General features: G+C 70.3%; 20 protein-coding genes. 18 read left to right on the top strand and 2 right to left on the bottom strand.

Annotated elements, in window-relative coordinates:
• Positions 1–218: 218 nt before the first annotated feature.
• From infC to ABZ470_RS12490, 8 genes are all read left to right on the top strand, one after another.
• Entirely contained in the window at positions 219–830 is a 612-nt protein-coding gene (gene infC / locus ABZ470_RS12525; protein ID WP_352011734.1) for a translation initiation factor IF-3, read from the top strand.
• A gap of 130 nt (positions 831–960) precedes the next feature.
• A complete protein-coding gene (gene rpmI, locus ABZ470_RS12520) occupies positions 961–1,155 on the top strand; it encodes a 50S ribosomal protein L35 (RefSeq protein WP_184716514.1) in 195 nt (64 codons plus the stop codon).
• A gap of 24 nt (positions 1,156–1,179) precedes the next feature.
• Complete coding sequence (gene rplT, locus ABZ470_RS12515) at positions 1,180–1,563, top strand: 50S ribosomal protein L20 (RefSeq protein ID WP_012892552.1); 384 nt, start codon at positions 1,180–1,182, stop codon at positions 1,561–1,563.
• 84 nt (positions 1,564–1,647) lie between these two features.
• Positions 1,648–2,463, top strand: coding sequence for an RNA methyltransferase (locus ABZ470_RS12510; protein ID WP_352011706.1), 816 nt, complete (start codon positions 1,648–1,650; stop codon positions 2,461–2,463).
• Between the two features lie 77 nt (positions 2,464–2,540).
• A complete protein-coding gene (locus ABZ470_RS12505; RefSeq protein WP_352011707.1) occupies positions 2,541–3,623 on the top strand; it encodes a PAS domain-containing sensor histidine kinase in 1,083 nt (360 codons plus the stop codon).
• Positions 3,624–3,753: 130 nt separating this feature from the next.
• Positions 3,754–4,794 (top strand): phenylalanine--tRNA ligase subunit alpha, encoded by a 1,041-nt coding sequence (pheS, locus tag ABZ470_RS12500; protein ID WP_362911693.1) that lies wholly within the window; start codon positions 3,754–3,756, stop codon positions 4,792–4,794.
• Positions 4,794–7,310, top strand: coding sequence for a phenylalanine--tRNA ligase subunit beta (pheT, locus tag ABZ470_RS12495; protein WP_362911412.1), 2,517 nt, complete (start codon positions 4,794–4,796; stop codon positions 7,308–7,310). The genes pheS and pheT overlap by 1 nt, the downstream gene beginning before the upstream one ends.
• Positions 7,311–7,380: 70 nt before the next feature.
• Positions 7,381–7,629 (top strand): hypothetical protein, encoded by a 249-nt coding sequence (locus tag ABZ470_RS12490; RefSeq protein WP_362911411.1) that lies wholly within the window; start codon positions 7,381–7,383, stop codon positions 7,627–7,629.
• On the opposite strand, the gene ABZ470_RS12485 is transcribed toward ABZ470_RS12490, so the two are convergent.
• Positions 7,626–8,879, bottom strand: coding sequence for an MFS transporter (locus ABZ470_RS12485; protein WP_362911410.1), 1,254 nt, complete (start codon positions 8,877–8,879; stop codon positions 7,626–7,628). The genes ABZ470_RS12490 and ABZ470_RS12485 overlap by 4 nt on opposite strands.
• A 115-nt stretch (positions 8,880–8,994) precedes the next feature.
• Positions 8,995–10,656 (bottom strand): class I adenylate-forming enzyme family protein, encoded by a 1,662-nt coding sequence (locus tag ABZ470_RS12480; RefSeq protein ID WP_362911409.1) that lies wholly within the window; start codon positions 10,654–10,656, stop codon positions 8,995–8,997.
• 212 nt (positions 10,657–10,868) lie between these two features.
• Between ABZ470_RS12480 and argC the strand changes: the two genes are divergently transcribed.
• The 10 genes from argC (at position 10,869) to tyrS (ending at position 21,396) form a co-directional block, all read left to right on the top strand.
• A complete protein-coding gene (argC, locus tag ABZ470_RS12475; protein ID WP_362911408.1) occupies positions 10,869–11,891 on the top strand; it encodes an N-acetyl-gamma-glutamyl-phosphate reductase in 1,023 nt (340 codons plus the stop codon).
• Positions 11,888–13,042, top strand: a complete 1,155-nt coding sequence (argJ, locus tag ABZ470_RS12470; protein ID WP_352011713.1) for a bifunctional glutamate N-acetyltransferase/amino-acid acetyltransferase ArgJ — start codon at positions 11,888–11,890, stop codon at positions 13,040–13,042. Before argC ends, argJ begins: the two co-directional genes overlap by 4 nt.
• Positions 13,039–13,992, top strand: a complete 954-nt coding sequence (gene argB, locus ABZ470_RS12465; RefSeq protein ID WP_352011714.1) for an acetylglutamate kinase — start codon at positions 13,039–13,041, stop codon at positions 13,990–13,992. The genes argJ and argB overlap by 4 nt, the downstream gene beginning before the upstream one ends.
• A 44-nt stretch (positions 13,993–14,036) precedes the next feature.
• Entirely contained in the window at positions 14,037–15,185 is a 1,149-nt protein-coding gene (locus ABZ470_RS12460) for an acetylornithine transaminase (RefSeq protein WP_362775910.1), read from the top strand.
• On the top strand, positions 15,178–16,146 hold the full coding sequence (gene argF / locus ABZ470_RS12455) for an ornithine carbamoyltransferase (RefSeq protein WP_352011715.1): 969 nt from the start codon (positions 15,178–15,180) through the stop codon (positions 16,144–16,146). Before ABZ470_RS12460 ends, argF begins: the two co-directional genes overlap by 8 nt.
• A gap of 8 nt (positions 16,147–16,154) precedes the next feature.
• Positions 16,155–16,649, top strand: a complete 495-nt coding sequence (locus ABZ470_RS12450) for an arginine repressor (protein WP_184716701.1) — start codon at positions 16,155–16,157, stop codon at positions 16,647–16,649.
• Between the two features lie 65 nt (positions 16,650–16,714).
• Positions 16,715–17,914 carry an argininosuccinate synthase gene (locus ABZ470_RS12445; protein ID WP_352011716.1) on the top strand — a complete coding sequence of 400 codons (1,200 nt, stop codon included), beginning with the start codon at positions 16,715–16,717 and terminating at the stop codon, positions 17,912–17,914.
• A gap of 40 nt (positions 17,915–17,954) precedes the next feature.
• Positions 17,955–19,373 carry an argininosuccinate lyase gene (gene argH / locus ABZ470_RS12440; protein WP_352011717.1) on the top strand — a complete coding sequence of 473 codons (1,419 nt, stop codon included), beginning with the start codon at positions 17,955–17,957 and terminating at the stop codon, positions 19,371–19,373.
• Positions 19,355–20,011 carry a DNA-3-methyladenine glycosylase gene (locus ABZ470_RS12435; RefSeq protein WP_352011718.1) on the top strand — a complete coding sequence of 219 codons (657 nt, stop codon included), beginning with the start codon at positions 19,355–19,357 and terminating at the stop codon, positions 20,009–20,011. The genes argH and ABZ470_RS12435 overlap by 19 nt, the downstream gene beginning before the upstream one ends.
• Positions 20,012–20,127: 116 nt before the next feature.
• Positions 20,128–21,396: a tyrosine--tRNA ligase gene (tyrS, locus tag ABZ470_RS12430; RefSeq protein ID WP_352011719.1), complete on the top strand. Its 1,269-nt coding sequence runs from the start codon at positions 20,128–20,130 to the stop codon at positions 21,394–21,396.
• Positions 21,397–21,957: the final 561 nt, after the last annotated feature.

The raw sequence follows: 21,957 nt of genomic DNA, 5'->3' as shown, positions 1-21,957 counted from the left end.
GACCGAGAGGTCGGCAGGTCAAGGATCACAGCCGGATGACTCCGGCCGAGCTCGCGGTGTGTGAATCGGCGAGTTCATGTGGCCCCGCATGCGCGACGTGCGGGGCATTCGCGCTTCTCGACCTGGAAACGGCCTGTGTTCCGCGACCCTCCCGGCACGATCGAGTATGTGCAAAGCCGCCTGCAAGGACGGCGGCGGATCGCAACCTAGGAGGCCTCATCAGCGCCGAGCCCCGCATCAACGACCGTATTCGCGTCCCCGAGGTCCGCCTCGTCGGTCCGAACGGCGAACAGGTTGGCATCGTCTCCATCGGCGATGCTCTGAAGCTGGCTCAGGAAGCCGATCTCGACCTCGTCGAGGTCGCGGCTACGGCTCGCCCGCCCGTGTGCAAGCTCATGGACTACGGCAAGTTCAAGTACGAGTCCGCGATGAAGGCACGCGAGGCGCGGCGTAACCAGGCGTACACGATCATCAAGGAGATCAAACTCCGCCCGAAGATCGACCCGCACGACTACGAGACCAAGAAGGGTCACGTGGTGCGGTTCCTCAAGGCGGGGGACAAGGTCAAGGTAACGATCATGTTCCGCGGTCGGGAGCAGTCCCGGCCCGAGCTGGGCTTCCGGCTCCTGCAGCGGCTGGCCGAGGACGTCACGGAGCTCGGCTTCGTCGAGTCCCAGCCCAAGCAGGATGGCCGTAACATGATCATGGTTATCGGGCCGCACAAGAAGAAGGCCGAGGCCAAGGCCGAGAAGGCGGCGGCCAAGGCGCGGCGTGACGACGATGCCGCGGACGGGTCTCAGGACGAGCAGGTGCCCGCTCCGCAGGAGTGACTCGCATAGCCTGAACCGTCAGGCAGTCGCGAGATGAAGCCGAGGCCGGGTCCGGTCTCACAGTCAGGCATGCCCTTGACTCGGGTTACCGGCCCGGGACATCGGCACGATCGAGGGAGAGACGGCTGAGATGCCGAAGATGAAGACGCACAGCGGTGCGAAGAAGCGGTTCCGGCTCACCGGCTCAGGCAAGATCAAGCGCCGCCGCGCCAACCGCGCCCACTACAACGAGTGGAAGTCCTCCAAGCTGACGCGTCGTCTCAAGCCCGAGGTCGTGCTCTCTGACGCCGACGCCAAGAAGATCAAGAAGCTGCTCGCTAAGTAACGGCCCCCGGGGAGATAGATACAAATGGCACGCGTGAAGCGGGCGATCAACGCCAAGAAGAAGCGCAAGGTCGTTCTCGAGCGGGCGAAGGGCTACCGGGGGCAGCGCTCCAGGCTGTACCGCAAGGCCAAGGAGCAGATGCTCCACTCGATGACCTACGCCTACCGCGACCGCAAGGACCGCAAGGGCACCTTCCGCCGTCTGTGGATTCAGCGCATCAACGCCGCTGCCCGTCAGAACGGCATCACCTACAACCGCCTCATCCAGGGGCTGCGTCTGGCCTCCATCGAGGTCGACCGCAAGATCCTCGCTGACCTCGCGGTCAACGACGCCGCCACGTTCGCGACCCTGGTCGAAGCCGCCAAGAAGGCGCTTCCGGCCGACGTGAACGCGCCGGTCGCCGGCTGAATCCGGCGCCGACGAACGCGCTGAAGAACACGCGGCCCACAGCGATCACGCTGTGGGCCGCATTCGCATTCCTGGGGAACGGACATGGCGGGATCTGAGCTGACCAACATCAAGTCGCCGCGGGTCAAGGCGGCCAGGCGGCTGACCAAACGAGCCTTCAGGGACCGGGACCGGTCCTTCCTGGCGGAGGGACCGCAGGCGGTTCGTGAGGCGCTGGCGCTCGACGGCGTCGTGACCGAGCTGTTCACCACCGTCGAGGCCGAGGCGCGCCACGCCGACCTCGTCGCCGCCGCCGTCTCCGCGGGGGTGCCCGTGCACCGGGCCAGCGGTGAGGTGATGGCCGAACTGGCCCAGACCGTCACCCCGCAGGGCCTCCTGGCGGTGTGCCGGTTCGTGCACGTTCCCCTGGAGAGCGCGGTCACCGACCAGGCGAGGCTCGTCGCCGTGCTCGCCCACGTCCGCGACCCGGGCAACGCCGGGACCGTGCTGCGCACCGCGGACGCCGCGGGGGCCGACGCGGTGGTCTTCACCGACGCCTCCGTCGACCCCTACAACGGCAAGTGCGTTCGGGCCAGCGCCGGGAGCCTCTTCCACCTGCCCGTCGTCACCGGTGCCCCGGTGGCACAGGCCGTGGACAGGCTCAAAGGGGCGGGCCTGCGGGTGTTCGCCGCTGACGGCGCGGGAACGCGGACGCTCGACGACGTCGACCTCTCGGGGCCCGCGGCCTGGATCTTCGGCAACGAGGCCTGGGGGCTGCCCAAGGAGATCCTCGACCTTGCCGACGAGGTGGTCAGGGTGCCGATCTACGGCGGGGCGGAGAGCCTCAACCTCGCGACGGCCGCCGCGGTGTGTCTGTATGCCTCTGCCCGGTCTCAACGTGTACGTCCCCTGAGCGGGTGAGGCCCCCCGTCCCGAGGCTGCCGGAGGACACGCGAAACCCGCTATTGTCGGCGTTGTAGCGTCGAGGAGGCGGGGTCGTGCACGGCGAACACACCGACGAGCGGAGCGCTGATTCCGCCTGTGTGATCGACGTCGACGACCTTCCCGACGGCCTCGTCGTGACCGATCGGGACGGCCACGTGCTGAGCGTCAACCGGGCCGCGACCCGGCTGACCGGGATCGGCTGGGACCAGGCCGTCGGACGTCACGTGCGGGACGTGTTCTCCTTCCGCGATCACGACGGGCGCGACTGGTGGAAGTGGCTCGACACCTACGGCGGCCTGCCGACCCGCACCCGCCAGCCTGAGCTGCCGCTGCGCACTCCCGGCGGTCAGGAGATGCTCGTCGCGGCCCGGCTGGTGCGCAGGCCCGAGCGGGGTGGCGAGATCGCCCGTGTGGTGATCACGATGCGTGACGCGGGCGCGCGGGCCAGGCTCGAACGCAGCCGCGCGGACCTGGTCTCGACCGTCGCCCACGAGCTGCGCTCCCCGCTGACCAGCGTCAAGGGGTTCACCGCGACCCTGCTCGCCAAATGGACCCGCTTCACCGACGACCAGAAGCTGGTCATGCTGGAGACGGTCAACGCCGACGCCGACCGGGTGACCCGGCTGATCACCGAGCTGCTCGACGTGTCCCGCATCGAGTCGGGGCGCCTTGAGATCCATCGTCAGGTGGTCGACGTCCCGGCGAGGGTCCAGAAGATCATCGATGGGCGGGTCGCAGCGGGGGAGCCCGAGGGGCGCTTCCTGCTCCGGGTGCTGGGCGAACTTCCCGAGACCTGGCTCGATCAGGACAAAATCGACCAGGTGCTGGCCAACCTGATGGAAAACGCCGTGCGCCACGGGCGCGGTACGGTGACAATAGTCGTCGAACCGAACCAATGGGGAGTGACCGTGTCCGTCCGTGACCAGGGAGAGGGCATTCCGCCCGAGCTGGCCACGCGCGTGTTCCGGCAGTTCTGGCGGGGCAACGCCCGCCGCCGCGGTGGCACCGGCCTCGGTCTCTTCATCGTCAAGGGTCTCATCGAGGCCCACGGCGGCACCATCTCCGTGCAGCGGGGGCCCGAGGGCGGGGCCGAGTTTCGATTTATGGTGCCCACCGGCACCCCTGACTTCGCCTGAGCGCGGATGCCAGCCCGGTGGGCTTCCCCGACTAGACTCATGGCCGCTCAAGCCCTGGATTCGGAGCTTTCTCTTGTCTAACTACGACCCGGTCGAGGTGACCCCGCTGCACGCCGACGAGGTGGCGCGCATGCAGGCGGAGGCGCTCGACGCCGTCAAGGCGGCGCGCAACCTCGACGAACTCAAGCAGGTACGGCTCGCGCACGCCGGCGACCGCTCGCCGATCGCCCTGGCCAACCGCGAGATCGGCGCGCTTCCGCCCGCGGCCCGGGCAGAGGCGGGCAAACGCATCGGCGGCGCGCGCAAGGCCGTCGCGGACGCCTTCGCCGAGCGTCAGGCACAGCTGGAGGCCGAGCGCGACGAGCGGGTCCTCGTTGAGGAGACCGTCGACGTCACACTGCCCTGGGACCGTACGGCCCGCGGCGCCCGCCACCCGCTGACCACCCTGCAGGAGCGCATCGCGGACGCCTTCGTCGGCATGGGCTACGAGGTCGCCGAGGGGCCGGAGCTGGAAGGCGAGTGGTTCAACTTCGACGCGCTGAACATCTCGCCCGACCACCCGGCGCGCTCCGAGCACGACACCTTCTTCGTCGAGTCCGTCGACTCGGGCAAGGTGCTGCGCACCCAGACCTCCCCGGTGCAGGTCCGGGCGCTGCTGAGCCGTCCGCTGCCGGTCTACGTGATCTCGCCGGGCAAGGTGTTCCGCACCGACGAGCTCGACGCCACCCACACGCCGGTCTTCCACCAGGTCGAGGGACTGGCCGTCGACGAGGGCCTGACCATGGCCCACCTCAAGGGCACCCTGGACAGGTTCGCCGAGCTCATGTTCGGGGAGGGCATCACCACCAGGTTCAGGCCGAACTACTTCCCGTTCACCGAGCCCTCGGCGGAGATGGACCTGCGGTGCTTCGTGTGCCGGGGCGCCTCCGCGGTGCCGGGCAACCCGCACTGCCGTACGTGCAAGTCGGAGGGCTGGATCGAGTGGGGCGGCTGCGGGATGGTCAACCCGCGGGTGCTGATCGCCTGCGGCGTCGACCCGTCCCGCTACAGCGGGTTCGCCTTCGGTATGGGCATCGAGCGCACGCTGATGTTCCGCCACAACGTCGAGGACATGCGTGACATGGTCGAGGGAGACGTGCGTTTCACGCTTCCGTTCGGAATGGAGGTCTGATGAAGGTCCCGCTTTCATGGCTGCGGGAGTACGTCGATCTCCCCGCAGCGACCGCGCACGAGGTGGCCGACAGGCTCACCGCCGCCGGTCTCAAGCTGGAGGCCGTCACCTCCTACGGTCATGACGTCAAGAGCGTTGTGGTCGGCGAGGTGCTCGCCATCGAGGAGCTGCAGGGCTTCAAGAAGCCGATCCGGCACTGCCAGGTCGAGGTCGGTGAGGCCGCCCCGCGGGAGATCGTGTGCGGCGCGACCAACTTCGTCGTCGGCGACCGGGTGCCGGTCGTGCTGCCCGGCGGCGTGCTGCCCGGCGGTTTCGAGGTCGGCGCGCGCAAGACCTACGGACGCATGTCCGAGGGCATGATCTGCTCGGAGCGCGAGCTCGGGCTGAGCGACGAGCACAACGGCATCATGGTGCTGCCGGAGGGCACGCCCATCGGCGCGGACGTGGCCGAGCTCCTCGGCCTGCGCGACGACGTGATCGAGCTGGAGATCACCCCGGACATCGGCTACGCGCTGTCGATCCGCGGTGTGGCCAGGGAGGTGGCCACCGCCTTCGGGGTTGCCTTCCTCGACCCCGCCGACGTCTCCCCGCCCGCCGAGGCGGCCCCGTCCTACCCGGCCTCGATCGCCGACGCGAGCGCGTGCGACCGTTTCGTGCTGCGGGAGGTCCAGGGCTTCGACCCGGCGGCGCCGAGCCCGCTGTGGATGCGCACGCGCCTGTCGCGCGCGGGTATGCGGCCGGTCTCGCTGGCCGTCGACGTCACCAACTACGTGATGCTGGAGCTCGGCCAGCCCCTGCACGCCTTCGACGCGACCCGGCTTGACGGTGAGATCGTCGTGCGCCGCGCCGAGCCCGGCGAGAAGCTGGAGACCCTCGACCACGTCGTGCGCACGCTCGACCCCGGTGACATCCTCATCACCGACGCCTCGGGTGCCATCTCGATGGCGGGCACCATGGGCGGCCTGAACACCGAGATCTCCGACACCTCGACCGACATCGTGATCGAGGCCGCGCACTTCTCCGCCAGCGGCATCGCGCGGATGTCCCGCCGCCACAACCTGGTCAGCGAGGCGTCCAAGCGCTTCGAGCGGGGTGTGGACCGGGAGCTTCCGCTCTACGCCTCCTGGCGTGCGGTCAGCCTGCTGGCCGAACTGGGCGGCGGCGTGGTCCAGCCCGGGGTGACCCACGCGGCGATCGAGATCGAGCCCGTCCAGATCTCCATCCCGAGCGGCTACCCCGGCCGGGTCGCGGGCGTCGTCTACGACCGCGAGACGGTGGTCCGGAACCTGGAGCAGGTCGGCTGCACGGTCGTGGAAGGCTCGGTCGAGCCCGGGGACGAACTGGCCGCCAAGCTGGCCGTGGTCGGCGACGACATGCTGACCGTCACCCCGCCCTCGTGGCGGCCCGACCTGACCGACCCCAACGACCTCGCCGAGGAGGTCATCCGGCTTGAGGGCTACGACAGGCTGCCCTCGATCCTGCCGGGCGCTCCGGCGGGCGCGGGCCTGACCCCGGGACAGCGGCTGCGCCGCCGTACGGGAAGGGCGCTGGCGGCCTCCGGCTACGTCGAGATCCTGGCCTACCCGTTCTTCGGGGAGCGCGACCTCGACAACCTGCAGCTGCCCGCCGGTGACGCCCGTCGCCTGGCCGTACGGCTGGCCAACCCGCTCAGCGAGGACGAGCCGCTGCTGCGCACCACGCTGCTGCCCGGCCTGCTCAAGACGCTGGTCCGCAACGTGGGCAGGGGCTTCGGCGACGTGGCGTTGTTCGAGACGGGCCTGGTCTACCGGCCCGCCGAGGGCGCGCCCGCGACCGCGCCGGTCCTCGGCGTGGACCGCAGGCCCGAGGCGGAGGAGCTCGCCTCGATCGAGGCGGCGCTGCCCGCCCAGCCGCTGCGGGCCGGAGTGGTGCTCGCGGGCGAGTTCGAGCGCTCCGGCTGGTGGGGCAAGGGCCGACAGGCAGGCTGGGCCGACGCCGTCGAGGCCGCCCGCGTGGTGGCCCGCGAGGCGGGGGTCGTCCTCGACGTCCGCGCCGACCGGCACGAGCCCTGGCACCCGGGCCGCTGCGCCGCGCTGTACGTCGGGGACGTTCTCGTCGGCCACGCCGGTGAGCTGCACCCGCGCGTCATCGAGGCCTACGGCCTGCCGCCGCGCACCAGCGCGATGGAGCTGGAGCTGACCCACCTCGAAGGGCTGATGCCGGGCCCGGTGCAGGTCTCCTCCATCTCCGCCTACCCGATCGCCACCCAGGACGTCGCGCTCGTCGTCGACGCCGCGACGCAGGTTGCCGAGGTCGAGGCGGCGCTGCGCGAGGGGGCGGGCGAACTGCTGGAGTCGATCCGGCTGTTCGACGTCTACACCGGCGCCCAGATCGGTGAGGGGAACAAGTCGCTGGCCTACTCCCTGTGGTTCAGGGCGGCCGACCGGACGCTCACCGTCGAGGAGACCACCGCGGCCCGCGACGCCGCGGTCGCCCTGGCGGGCGAGCGGACCGGAGCGCAGCTGCGCGGGGTCTGATCGGATTCGGTACGGCCCCGGCCACCACGGACGACCCGTGGCGGCCGGGGCCTTCGCCTGTGGGGGATGAATGAGACATCTGCTGGTGTTCGCCGAACGTACGGAGGCCGAGGAGGTCGCGGACCTGGTGGGAGAGGAGTTCCCCCAGGTGGAGACGCCCTCGGTGGTGCGGGAGACCCTCGCGGGGGAGGACGACGCCGAGGACGCCCAGTGGCTCGTGGTCGTCGAGGACCCCGGCGGCGCGCTGCCCGCCGAGGCCGTGACCCGGCTTGAGGAACTCGCCGAGGAGCACGACGGCTGGCGCGAGCAGGACCTCTAGGCCTCGGTGACGGCTGTACGGCGGGCACGCTCCCGTACGGCGTGCTCGTCGGTACGGGCGTCGTAGCGCCCGAAGCCGGGCAGCAGCGCCGCCATCGCCGCGACCGCGCCGACGCACAGCAGCCCGCCGACGCCCATGGAGAAGCGGGTGCCGCCGAGCTGGGCCATCATGCCCGCTCGCGCGTTGCCCAGCATCGGGCCACTGGTGTAGGAGAGCAGTTCGATCCCGGCCAGACGGCCCCGAAGCTCGTCGGGGATGGTCTGGTTCCAGATGGTCGAGCGGAAGATGCCGCTGATCATGTCGGCCGCCCCGGCCAGCGCCAGGAAGGCGAACACGCCCCAGACGGTCGGCATGACGGACGCCGCCGCGACCGCGACCCCACAGACGGCCGCCGCGACGATGACACCCAGGCCGTGCCGGTGGACCCGGGCCGTCCAGCCGGAGGTGGCCGAGGCGACCAGCGATCCGACGGCGGTGGCGGAGAAGAGCAGGCCGATCGCCTGCGGGGAACCGAGCTCGTCGGCCAGGAAGGGGTACAACGCGGCGCACGAGGCGAAGACCATCGCCGCGATGTCCACCAGATAGGTGCCCATCAGGTCGGGACGCCGCACGGCGTAGCGGACCCCCTCGACGAGCGTCGCGATCGAGGCGGGGGGAGCGTCCTTCGACTGCGCGGGCATCCTGACCATCCAGAGCAGGGCCATGGAGATCAGGAAGGTGGCCACGTCGACGCCGTAGGCCGCCGCGACGCCGAACACGGCGGCGATCAGGCCGCTGAGCGCGGGGCCGACGATGGCACCGAGGGTCCAGCGGAAGCCGGACAGCGCGGCGGCGGCGCCGACCTGGTCGTGCCGGACGACCCGGGGGAGCAGCGCCTCCAGGCTGGGCCGCTGCAGGCTGCCCAGTCCCGCGCTGAGCGCCCCGACCACGTACAGGACCCAGATCTGCGGCCTGGGCAGCAGGGCGTTGACCGTCAGGGCGACCGTCGTGAGGCAGAGCCCGGCCTCGGTGTAGAGAATGATCTTGCGCCGGTCGAGCGCGTCCGCGATCGCGCCGCCCCAGAGCCCGCACAGCACCATCGGCACGAACTCGGCCGCGCTGACCAGGCTGACCGCCACATAGGAGTCGGTGAGCTGCTTCATCTGCAGCGGCAGCGCGACCAGGGTGAGAAAGGTGCCGAACATCGTGATCGCCCCGGAGGCGAACAGCAGCCGGAAGTCACGTGAGTCGCGGAGCGGCCCAAGGTCCATTCCGACTCTGCGCAGCAGCCCCCCGAGGGAGCGATCAGATTTCTCCGGCACAAGGAGACAGTTTTTGGTATCGCTCCGCATCGGGGCAAACGGTTTTCCACCCCCCGGCGGCAGGTCAGGCGCCGAGGACCTCCCGGCGCAGGACCGTCTTGAGGATCTTGCCGCCGGGGTTGCGGGGCAACTCGCTCTCGCGGATCCAGAACCGGACGGGGACCTTGAAGGGGGCGATCCGCTCGCGGAGGAAGGCCCGCAGCTCCTCGTCCCCCACGGGGGAGGCGAGCCGTACGATCGCGCCGACCTCCTCGCCGAGCTCCTCGTGCGGGATGCCGATCACCGCGGCGTCCTCGACCGCCGGATGCTCGAAGAGCGCGGCCTCGACCTCGGCGCAGTAGACGTTCTCCCCGCCCCGGATGACCATGTCCTTGGCCCGGTCGACGATGTAGACGAAGCCCTCCTCGTCGACCCTGGCCAGGTCTCCGGTGCGCAGCCAGCCGTCCGCGAAGGCCTCCGCGGTCTCCTCCGGCCGGTTCCAGTAGCCGAGGATCACGTTGGGGCCGCGCAGGCGCAGTTCGCCGACCTCGCCGACCGGCAGCTCCTCACCGCCCTGGCCGGTGACGCGCACGTCGACCACCGGCACGGGAAGGCCGACGCTGTCGGGTCTGGCGAGATAGTCCGGGCCGCCGTTGCCGATGGCCAGCGCGGTCGTCTCGGTCATGCCGTACCCGTTGGTCGGGGAGCGGCTGGGCAGCAGTTCGGTGAGCCGTTCGAGCAGTCTCGGCGGGGCGGGGGCGCCGCCGTACCCGAGGGAGGTGAGGCTTGAGACGTCGGCCTCGGCCAGGCCGGGGTGGGACAACAGTTGCCAGATGTTGGTCGGCACGCCGCTGAGGTTGGTGACCCGCTCCCGTTCGATGAGTTCGAGCGCGCGTCCCGCGTCCCACCTGCGCATCAGCACCAGGCCGTCGCCGCCGAACATCGTGGTGGTCATCACCGCGAAGCAGCCGGTGGCGTGGAAGAGGGGGACGGTCAGGAGGGTGACGCGGCGCCTTCCCGCCTTGCGCGCGGGATCCCTGCCCGCCCTGACCGCGCTGCGCGTCGTGCCGTAGGCCACCGTCAGCGGGGACTGGCCCAGGTTGCGATGGCTGCCGAGAGCGCCCTTCGGGCGGCCGGTCGTGCCGGAGGTGTACAGGATGGTCGCGGGATCCTGCGGGGAGAGGTCGACCGGCGGCGGCGTCACGTCCGGCTCGACGGCGCCCAGCACCTCGGCGAAGGAACGGGCGCCCGCGGGCACCTCGCCGCGCGCCACGATCAGCGGGCACCCGGCCCCGGCGAGCGCCGCGGCGCGCTCGCCGTCGGCGATCAGCACCCGCGCCCCCGAGTCGGACAGGCCGAACTCCAGCTCCTTGGCGCTCCACCACGCGTTGAGCGGTACGGCGACCGCCCCGGCGGCCAGCACCGCGGAGAAGGCGATCACCCATTCCGGGTAGTTGCGCATGGCGATGGCCACCCGGTCGCCCTTGGCCACGCCGTACTCCCCGGCCAGACGCCTGGCCAGCGTCGCGGCGCGCAGGTAGTGCTCCTCGTAGGTGACGCGCTCGTCCTCGTAGACGAGGAAGACCTTGGGGCCGTGGCGCCTGCTGGCCTCAAGCAGTGTCCGGAAGTGGACAGGGGCGTGTTTCCACGTTCTCACCGGGCCACAGGAACCCGGGACCTCCTCCATCTCGAAGAGCTGCCCCGGGGCGGTGAGCCGAGCCAGGACCTGGTCGTGAGGGACGGCCATGCGTTCGTACTCCCCGGAGATGAAGGGGCGGGAGACATCACGATACCGGGCGGGGCAGGGGCGGGCCCCGCATGATCACATGCATGTTTTGTGATGCTTTGTGGATGGAAGAGTAGATTGTCTGATGCTTGCATGACGTTCCCCCGGCGTGCATAATCTTTCTAGTAAGTTCATGAGCAATCGTGCATGAATATGCAGTGTTTGGGGGGCGGATGAAAGCGGCCATCGCGGGTGCCAGCGGTTACGCCGGAGGCGAGATCCTGCGCCTGCTGCTGTCACACCCGGAGATTGAGATCGGCGCGGTGACCGCCGGGTCGAACGCGGGCACCCTCCTGGGCGCCCACCAGCCCCACCTGGCCCCGCTCGCCGATCGCACACTCCTGGAGACGACCGCCGAGACCCTCGGGGGCCACGACCTGGTCTTCCTCGCGCTGCCGCACGGCCAGTCGGCCGCGGTCGCCGAGCAACTCGGCCAGGACACGCTGGTCGTCGACTGCGGCGCCGACTTCCGCCTCACCGACCCCGCCGCCTGGGAGCACTTCTACGGCGGCGCCCACGCGGGCTCCTGGCCGTACGGCCTGCCCGAGCTGCCCGGACGGCGCGAGGAACTCCGCGCCACCCGCAGGATCGCCGTCCCCGGCTGCTACCCGACCGCCGTCACGCTGGCCATGTTCCCCGCCTTCGCCGCGGGTCTCGTCGAGCCCGACGTGGTCGTGGTCGCCGCGAGCGGCACGAGCGGGGCGGGCAAGTCCCTCAAGCCGAACCTGCTGGGCAGCGAGGTCATGGGTTCGGTCGGCGCCTACGGTGTGGGCGGCGTCCACCGGCACACCCCCGAGATGGAGCAGAACCTCTCCCCGCTGGCCGGAGCCCCGGTGAAGGTCTCCTTCACCCCGCTGCTCGCTCCCATGAGCCGCGGCATCCTCGCCACCTGCACGGCGCCCGCCAAACCCGGCGTCACCGCCGCCCTGCTCCGCGAGGCCTATCAGGCCGCGACGAAGGACGAGCCGTTCCTGCGGCTGCTGCCCGAGGGCCAGTGGCCCACGACCTCGATGACCCTCGGCGCCAACACCGCCGCCCTCCAGGTCACCCTGGACGAGCGCGCCGGCCGCGTCGTCGCCGTCGTCGCCATCGACAACCTCACCAAGGGCACCGCGGGGGGCGCGATCCAGAGCGCCAACCTCGCACTCGGCCTGTCAGAAGAACTCGGCCTTCCTCTCAACGGAGTCGCCCCATGAGCGTGACCGCCCCCCTCGGATTCAGGGCAGCCGGCATCGCCGCAGGCATCAAGTCCGGTGACGCCCGCGACCTGGCGCTGGTCGTCAACGACGGCCCGTCACGTGCCGCGGCCGGTGTCTTCACGAGCAACCGTGTCAAGGCCGCACCGGTCGTGTGGTCCCAGCAGGTGCTGGCCGGGGGCCGGGTCAGGGCCGTCGTGCTCAACTCGGGCGGCGCGAACGCCTGTACCGGCAGCGCGGGCTTCCAGGACACCCACGCGACCGCCGAGCGCGTCGCCGAGGAGCTCCAGGACTCCGCGGGCGAGATCGCGGTCTGCTCGACCGGCCTGATCGGCGAACGGCTGCCGATGGACGCCCTGCTCGGCGGGATCGGCACCGCGGTCTCCCAGGCCAGCAGGGACGGCGGCCTGGCCGCCGCCGACGCCATCCGCACCACGGACACCGTCTCCAAGATCTCCTTCCGCAAGGGCGAGGGCGGCTACATGGTCGGCGGCATGGCCAAGGGCGCGGGCATGCTCGCTCCCGGCCTGGCCACCATGCTCTGCGTGATCACCACCGACGCCGACGTGCCCGCCGAGCAGCTCCAGACCGCGCTGCGCGAGGCGACCAGGGTCACCTTCGACCGGCTCGACTCCGACGGCTGCATGTCGACCAACGACACCGTCCTGTTGCTGGCCAGCGGCGCCTCCGGTGTCAGCCCCGACCTCGCCGAGTTCGGGCAGGTCGTCCGCGCCGTCTGCGCCGACCTGGCCCGTCAGCTCCTGGTCGACGCCGAGGGCGCGACCAAGGCGATCGCCATCGAGGTCATCGGCGCCGCCTCCGAGGAGGACGCCGTCGTCGTCGGCCGTGCCGTCTCCCGCTCCAACCTGCTCAAGTGCGCCATCTACGGCGAGGACCCCAACTGGGGCCGGGTGCTGTCCGCCGTCGGCACCACCGACGCCGTCTTCGAGGCCGACCGGCTCAACGTGGCCATCAACGGCGTGTGGATCTGCCGTGGCGGAGCCGCGGGGGACGACCGCTCCAAGGTGGACCTGCGCCCCCGCGACGTGACGATCACCGTCGACCTGTCGGCGGGCCCGCACGCCGCGACGATCCACACCACCGACCTCACCGTGGCCTACGTCCACGAGAACTCGGCCTACTCGTCATGAGCGTCCCCACAAGGACCCAGGCGGCCCTGGCCAAGGCGCACACGCTCATCGAGGCGTTGCCCTGGCTCGCCCGCTTCCAGGGCGCGACCGTCGTCATCAAGTACGGCGGTAACGCGATGACCGAGGAGCACCTGAGGGAGAAGTTCGCCGACGACGTCGTCTTCCTGCGCTACGCCGGTCTCAAGCCGGTGATCGTGCACGGCGGCGGCCCCCAGATCAACGCCCAGCTCGACCGGCTCGGCATCGAGTCGACCTTCACCGCGGGCCTGCGGGTCACCACCCCCGAGGCCATGCAGGTCGTCAGGATGGTCCTGGTCGGCCAGGTCAACCGTGACGTCGTCGGCCTGATCAACCGGCACGGCCCGCTCGCGATCGGCATGTCCGGCGAGGACGCCCACCTGTTCACCGCGGTCCGCAAGCACGCCGTCGTCGACGGCGTCAAGGTCGACATCGGCCAGGTCGGCGACATCGTCGACGTCGAGGCCGGAGCGGTGCGGGCGCTGCTCGACGACGGGCGCATCCCCGTCGTCTCCTCGGTCGCGCGCAGCGAGGACGGCACCGTCTACAACGTCAACGCCGACACCGCGGCGGCCGCCCTGGCCGTGGCGCTCGGCGCCTCCAAGCTGATCGTCCTCACCGACGTCGAAGGCCTCTACCGCGACTGGCGCCCCGACGCGGCCGCCGGGGAGAACGAGGTCATCAGGCGCCTGAAGGCCACCGAACTCGCCGGGCTCCTGCCCGGCCTGTCCAGCGGCATGGTGCCCAAGATGGAGGCCTGCCTGAGCGCGGTCCGCGGCGGCGTGCCCCAGGCACACGTGCTCGACGGCAGGGTGCCCCACTCGGTGCTGCTGGAGATCTTCACCGACGAGGGCGTCGGCACCATGGTCCTGCCGGACACGGCCGGGCGGCGGGCGAGCACCACCAACGAGCTGAACGGGAGTGACACGTGAGCAACCAGTCGGAAGCGCTCAGCAGGCGTTTCGAGGCCGCCTTCATGCCCAACTACGGCGTGCCCCCGGTGGTGCTGGCGCGCGGCGAGGGCTCACGGGTCTGGGACGTCGACGGCACCGAGTACCTCGACCTGATCGGCGGCATCGCGGTCAGCTCGCTCGGCCACGCGCACCCCGCGCTCGTCGAGGCCGTCACCCGGCAGGTCGCCACGCTCGCCCACACCAGCAACCTGTTCCTGAACGAGCCCGAGGTGCTGCTCGCCGAACGGCTGATCGGCCTGCTCGGCGCCCCCGCCCGGGTGTTCCTCACCAACTCGGGCACCGAGGCGAACGAGGCCGCCCTCAAACTCGCCATCAAGTACGGCAAGGCCAACGGCCGCCCCTACGTCGTGGCCACGGAGAACGGCTTCCACGGCCGTAGCCTGGGCGCTCTCTCGCTGACCGGCAAGCGCGCCATCCGCGACCAGTTCGGGCCCTTCCCGGCTGATGTCCGCTTCGTCCCCTACGGCGACGCCGACGCGCTGAAGAACGCCGTCACCGACGAGTGCGCCGCGGTCTTCCTCGAACCCACCCAGGGCGAGGCCGGAGTCGTCCCGCCGCCCGACGGCTACCTCAGGGCCGTCAGGGAGATCTGCGACACGACCGGCGCGCTGCTGGTCGCCGACGAGATCCAGTCGGCCATCGGCCGTACCGGACGCTGGTTCGCCCACCAGCACGAAGGCGTACTGCCCGACGTGCTGACCCTGGCCAAGGGCCTCGGCGGAGGCATGCCGATCGGCGCCTGCGTCGGCCTCGGCGCCGCAGGAACGCTCTTCGCCAAGGGAGACCACGGCTCGACCTTCGGCGGCAACCCCGTCTCGGCCGCCGCGGCGCTGGCCGTACTGGAGACCATCGAGAGCCAGGGCCTGCTCGAACACGTCAAGACCGTCGGGACACTGCTGTCCGAGGGAATCGCCGCGGTCGAGCACCCCCTGCTCAAGGGGGTCAGAGGCCGGGGCCTGTGGCTGGCCGTCGTCCTGACCGCCGAGCGCGCGGGCCGATTCCAGGAGGCCGCCCAGCGCGCCGGCTTCCTGGTCAACGCCGTCCAGCCGGACGCCGTACGGCTCGCACCCCCGCTCGTGATCACCGCGGAACAGGTCACCACCTTCGTGACCGCGCTTCCGGCACTTCTCGACGAGGCATCCAGTGACTGAGCAAGGCACCACCGTTTCAGGGACCAGGCACTTCCTGCGTGACGACGACCTCTCGCCCGCCGAGCAGGCGGAGGTGCTCGACCTGGCCACGGCCATGAAGAAGGACCGGTACGGCTACCGCCCCTTCGAGGGCCCGCAGACGGTCGCGGTGCTCTTCGACAAGCCGTCGACCCGCACCAGGATCTCCTTCGCCGTGGGCGTCGGGGAACTGGGCGGCCTGCCCCTCATCCTCGACGCCGGGTCCTCGCAGATGGGCCGGGGCGAGTCCATCGAGGACACCGCCCGGGTCCTGGAACGCCAGACGAGCGCCATCGTGTGGCGCACCTCGGGACAGGAGCGGGTCGAGGCCATGGCCGCGGCCTCCTCCGTGCCGGTGGTCAACGCGCTGACCGACGAGTTCCACCCCTGCCAGATCCTCGCCGACCTGCAGACCGTCAGGGAACACTTCGGCTCCACGGCCGGGCTCACCCTGACCTACCTCGGGGACGGCGCCAACAACATGGCCCACTCCTACCTGCTCGGCGGGGCGCTGGCGGGCATGCACGTGCGGATCGCCGCCCCGGCCGGGTACCGGCCCGACCCGGCGGTCCTGCGCAAGGCGGGCGAGATCGCCGTGGGCACCGGCGGCTCGGTCGCCGTGCTGCCGGACGCCGGGACGGCCGTGGCGGACGCCGACGTCGTCACGACCGACACCTGGGTCTCGATGGGCCAGGACGGCAAGGAGCAGCGGATCGCCGACCTGACGCCCTTCCAGGTCAACGCCGAGCTGATGGACCGGGCCGCCAGAGGTGCGATCGTTCTGCACTGCCTGCCCGCCTACCGGGGGCTTGAGATCTCCGCCGACGTCCTCGACGGCCCGCAGAGCCTGGTGTGGGACCAGGCGGAGAACCGCCTGCACGCCCAGAAGGCCCTGCTGCACTGGCTGGTCTCGCAGTCCGGGAAGGGAGGGCGGACACCGTGACGATTCCCATGACCAAGGTGGCCCGCCAGGCGCGAATCGCCGAGCTCCTGGCGCGGCAGCCGGTCCGCTCCCAGCCTGACCTGGCTAAGCTTCTGCTGGAGAGCGGGGTGGAGGTCACCCAGGCCACTCTCTCCCGCGACCTGGACGAACTCGGCGCGCTCAAGCTGCGGGCCGAGGACGGCTCCCTGGTCTACGCCCTGCCGGGCGAGGGCGGCGGAAGAATCCCGCCGGCCAGGCTCGGCGGCGGTGAGACTCCGGCCGCCCGGCTGAGCCGGATCGCCGAGGAACTCCTCGTCTCGGCGGACGCGTCCGCCAACCTGGTGATCGTGCGCACCCCGCCGGGTGCCGCGCAGTTCCTCGCCTCCGCCATCGACCACGCGGGCTGGAAGTCCATCCTCGGCACGGTGGCCGGAGACGACACGATCCTCGTCATCAGCCGCGACCCGATGGGTGGGGAAGCGGTCGCCGAGGCCCTGCTGAGGCACGCCGACCGACGTATGTAGCCCGCTTCGGCGGGCCATCCCAGCTCAACCAGAAACACCTGCACAAGACTTTGGAGAAACTGATCATGACTGACCGGGTCGTACTCGCCTTCTCAGGCGGCCTCGACACCTCCGTTGCCATCCCGTTCCTCGCGGAGAAGACCGGAGCCGAGGTGATCGCCGTGGCCATCGACGTCGGCCAGGGCGGCGAGGACATGGAGATCATCCGCAAGCGGGCCATCGACTGCGGCGCCGCCGAGTCCGTCGTCGTCGACGCCCGAGAGGAGTTCGCCGCCGACTTCTGCGTGCCCGCCCTGCAGGCCAACGCGCTCTACATGGACCGCTACCCGCTGGTCTCCGCGCTGTCCCGGCCGCTGATCGTCAAGCACCTGGCCACCGCGGCCAAGCAGTTCGGCGGCACCCACGTCGCCCACGGCTGCACCGGCAAGGGCAACGACCAGGTCCGCTTCGAGGCCGGCCTGGCCGCGCTCTTCCCCGAGCTCAAGGTCATCGCCCCCGCCCGTGACTACGCGTGGACCAGGGACAAGGCGATCGCCTACGCCGAGGAGAAGAACCTCCCGATCGAGACCAGCAAGAAGAACCCCTACTCGATCGACCAGAACATCTGGGGCAGGGCCGTGGAGACCGGCTTCCTGGAGGACATCTGGAACGGCCCCATCGAGGACGTCTACTCCTACACCTCCGACCCGGCCCAGCCGCGTGAGGCCGACGAGGTCATCATCAGCTTCGTCAAGGGCGTCCCGGTCGCGCTCGACGGGCGTCACCTGACCCCGTTCCAGATCATCTCCGAGCTGAACCAGCGCGCGGGCGCCCAGGGCGTCGGCAGGCTCGACATGGTCGAGGACCGGCTCGTCGGCATCAAGTCCCGTGAGGTCTACGAGGCGCCGGGCGCCATCGCGCTGATCACCGCGCACATGGAGCTGGAGAACGTCACCGTCGAGCGTGACCTGGCCAGGTTCAAGAGGTCCGTCGACCAGCGCTGGGGCGAGCTCGTCTACGACGGTCTGTGGTTCTCCCCGCTGAAGAAGGCCCTGGACGTCTTCATCGCCGAGGCCCAGGAGCACGTCACCGGCGAGATCCGGATGGTCCTGCACGGCGGCCGGGCCACCGTCACCGGCAGGCGCTCCGAGGCCTCGCTGTACGACTTCAACCTCGCCACCTACGACACCGGCGACACCTTCGACCAGTCCCTGGCCAAGGGCTTCGTCGAGCTGTGGAGCCTTCCTTCCAAGATCGCGGCGGCGCGGGACGCTCGGCTGGCCTGATTGGGCTAAGGTCGCGGATTGAATGGGGAGGAGAACAACGGTGACTGATGGTGGTAAGCCGATGCGGCTGTGGGGCGGCCGGTTCGAGGGAGGGCCGGCCGACGCGCTGACCCGGCTCTCGGTGAGCGTGCACTTCGACTGGCGGCTCGTACCGTACGACCTGCTGGCCTCGCGCGCGCACGCCCGGGTGCTGCAGAGGGCGGGCCTGCTCACCGAGGACGAGCTGGGACGCATGATCGGCGCCCTGGACGACCTTGAGCGGGCCTGCCAGGCCGGAGAGTTCCGGCCGACCGTGGCGGATGAGGACGTCCACACCGCGCTCGAACGCGGTCTGCTGGAGCGCCTCGGCACACTCGGCGGAAAGCTCCGCGCGGGCCGCAGCCGCAACGACCAGATCGCCACCGATCTTCGCCTCTACCTCCGCGACCACGTCCGGCACATCGTGTCCCGGCTGGTCGAGCTGGAGACCGCGCTGATGAGCCAGGCCGAGCAGCACGCCGAGACGGCCGCTCCCGGCATGACCCACCTGCAGCACGCGCAGCCGGTCTCCTTCGGCCACCAGCTCCTGGCCCACGTCCACGCCTTCACCCGCGACATCGAACGGCTGCGCGACTGGGACAGGCGGGCGGCCGTCTCCCCGCTCGGCTCGGGCGCGCTGGCGGGCTCCTCCCTGCCGCTCGACCCGCAGGCGGTGGCCAGGGAGCTGGGCTTCGACTCGGCCGCGCCCAACTCGATGGACGCCGTGGCCGACCGGGACTTCGCGGCGGAGTTCCTGTTCGACGCGGCGATGATCGGTGTGCACCTGTCACGGCTCGGCGAGGAGATCGTCCTGTGGGCCTCGCAGGAGTTCCGCTGGATCGAGATGGACGACGCCTACTCCACCGGCTCGTCGATCATGCCGCAGAAGAAGAACCCCGACGTCGCCGAGCTCGCCAGGGGCAAGAGCGGCCGTCTCGTCGGCAACCTCATGTCGCTGCTGACGACGCTCAAGGGTCTGCCGCTGACCTACAACCGTGACCTGCAGGAGGACAAGGAGCCGGTCTTCGACTCCGTCGACACCCTGCTGCTGGTCCTGCCCGCGATGGCCGGCCTGGTCTCCACCATGCGCGTCAACACCGCCAAGCTGGAGTCCTCGGCCCCCGACGGGTTCGCCCTGGCCACGGACCTGGCCGAGCTGCTGGTGCGCAGGGGCGTCCCCTTCAGGGAGGCGCACGAGGCGGTCGGCCACCTGGTCGTCTGGTGCCAGGTCAACGACAAGGACTTCGACCAGCTCACCGACGAGGAACTGCTCAAGGTCTCCGAGCACTTCACGCCCGACTCCCGGGAGGTGCTCTCGGTGCCGGGCGCGCTCGCGGCCCGCAAGGCCCACGGCGGCACGGCCCCCGACAGGGTGCGCGACCAGCTCCTCGACCTGCGGGAGACCGTCGACGGCCAGGCGGCGTGGGCGAGCGGCAACTGACACCCGGCGAGCGTCCGCTCGCCGGGGACATCCCGCTGACCCGCGACTTCTTCGACAGGCCGGGACCCGAGGTCGCCCCCGACCTTCTGGGCCGTGTGATCACATACGGCCCGGTCGCGGTCCGTCTCACCGAGGTCGAGGCGTACGGCGTGCCGGGTCAGGACCCCGCCTCCCACACCTTCCGCGGCAGGACGACGCGCAACGCGGTGATGTTCGGGCCTCCGGGGCATCTGTACGTCTACTTCACCTACGGCATGCACTTCTGCGCCAACCTGGTCTGCCTGCCTGAGGGAGTCGGCTCGGGTGTGCTGATGCGTGCCGGTGAGGTGGTCGCCGGGATCGAGACCGCGGCGGCTCGAAGATCGGCGGGTGCGAGCCGTACGGTCTCCGGGCGCGACCTCGCTCGCGGGCCCGCGCGCCTGGCGGTCGCGCTCGGGTTCACCCGGGAGCACAACGGGCTCGACGCCTGCCCGCCGGGACCGATCACGGTCCTTGAGGGGAAGCCCGCCGACCCCGGCCTGATCCGTTCGGGACCGCGTACCGGTGTCTCGACGGGACGGGAGACCCCCTGGCGTTTCTGGATCGACGGCGACCGCACGGTTTCCCCGTACCGGCCGCACGTTCCGCGGCGTAGGTAGGGATTCACCCTGGTCTGACCGGGAACGTGCGTCTATCAAGTGGCGAAGTGGTGCGGAGATCGGGCAGGCTGTAGGCGAAGCCGTACTGACCGTTCGAGCATTGGAAAGCAAAGATCGTGACCGAGATTCTGGATGACCTCGCCTGGCGCGGCCTGATCGCGCAGTCCACCGACATCGACGCCCTGCGGGCTGCGATGGCCGAGGGTCCGATCACGGTCTATTGCGGCTTCGACCCGACCGCGCCCTCCCTGCACGTCGGCAACCTGGTCCCGCTGCTGACCCTCACCCGCCTGCAGCGGGCCGGCCACCGGATCATCGGTCTGGTCGGCGGCGCGACGGGTCTCATCGGAGATCCGAGCGGCCGCAGCACCGAACGCTCGCTCAACTCCTCCGAGATCGTCGCCGAGTGGGTCGCGCGGATCCGGGTCCAGCTGGAGAAGTTCCTCGACTTCTCCGAGGAGGGCGGCGGCACCCTGGTCAGCAACCTCGACTGGACCGAGGGCATGTCCGCGATCGACTTCCTGCGCGACGTCGGCAAGCACTTCCCGATCAACCGCATGCTGGCCCGCGAGTCGGTCTCGGCGCGTCTGGGCGGCGACGGGCTCAGCTACACCGAGTTCAGCTACCAGATCCTGCAGGCCAACGACTACCTGGAGCTGAACAGGCGCCACGGCTGCACGCTGCAGATCGGCGGCAGCGACCAGTGGGGCAACATCACCGCGGGAACCGACCTGATCCGCAGGGTGACCGGCGGCCACGTGCACGCGCTGACCGTGCCGCTGATCACGAAGGCCGACGGGACCAAGTTCGGCAAGACAGCCGGCGGCGCGGTGTGGCTCAACCCGGAGATGACCTCGCCGTACGCCTTCTACCAGTTCTGGCTGAACGCCGACGACCGCGATGTCGTGAAGTTCCTCAAGATCTACAGCTTCAAGTCCCGCGAGGAGATCGAGGAGCTGGAGAAGGCGGCGGTTGAACGGCCCGCGGCCCGGGAGGCCCAGCGCGCGCTCGCCACCGAGTTCACCACGCTGGTGCACGGCGCGGACGAGTGCGCCGCCGTGATCGCGGCCTCGGCCGCCCTGTTCGGACAGGGTTCGCTGGAGGAACTGCCCGCGCGGACGCTGGGGGAGGCACTGGCGGAGGTGCCGCGCGCCGAGATCTCCGAGCTGGGAGCCTCCTATGTCGACCTGCTGGCCCAGAGCGGGCTGGTGGAGTCGAAGTCCGCCGCGCGCAGGGCGGTCAAGGAGGGCGGAGCCTACCTCAACAACGTGAAGATCACCGATGAGGCGTACGTGCCCTCGGCCGAGGACCTGCTGCATGGGCGGTTCCTGGTGCTGCGGCGTGGCAAGCGCTCCATCGGAGGCGTCGAACTGCTCGGCGCCTGACCTCTTCCTCCGCTGTACGGCCAAGGCCCCGGTGACGAAACCGGGGCCTTGGCCGTTTAGAACGGTAACGTTTGGGTAGCGAAGGTCACGGGTTCTCGTACGGATCTACGGTGACCTGCGGTTTCTCAGGATGGGCCTGATTTGACGGGCCTTGAGGGCCCGCCTAAAGTTCTCAATGCCCCGGGAGCGAGCCGGACGCCTCAAAGCGCGGACGGGCCCCAGGGGTGAACCCCTCTCAACGAACTTCGGTGTTCGGGCTTTGCGCTGGCCTCTGGAAAACAGGGACTTTGACACGGTCTGAATGTCACGGTAAGTTTGGAGGGTTGCTCCGGAGACGGGGTGAGCGAGATCCTAGCGGGTCTGGCGGGTTGGTGTCGAGCGGCCGCGAAGGCGGCGGATTGACACGGACCGGCCGGAAATGATAGGATGGGAATACGGAAGTTTGTGCCCCTGAAGTGGTCGCACCGGGTGGTGTGGCGGCGGACGGTGAACGCGTCCGTTTCTTGAGAACTCAACAGTGTGCTAAAAGCCAGTGCATGAAGCACAAACCCGTCCTAACGC

The sequence above is a fragment of the Streptosporangium sp. NPDC020072 genome (assembly GCF_040631445.1).
Taxonomy (GTDB): domain Bacteria; phylum Actinomycetota; class Actinomycetes; order Streptosporangiales; family Streptosporangiaceae; genus Streptosporangium.
The sequence above is the reverse complement of the archived record's forward strand: the minus strand, read 5'-3'. Positions and strand labels throughout refer to the sequence as shown.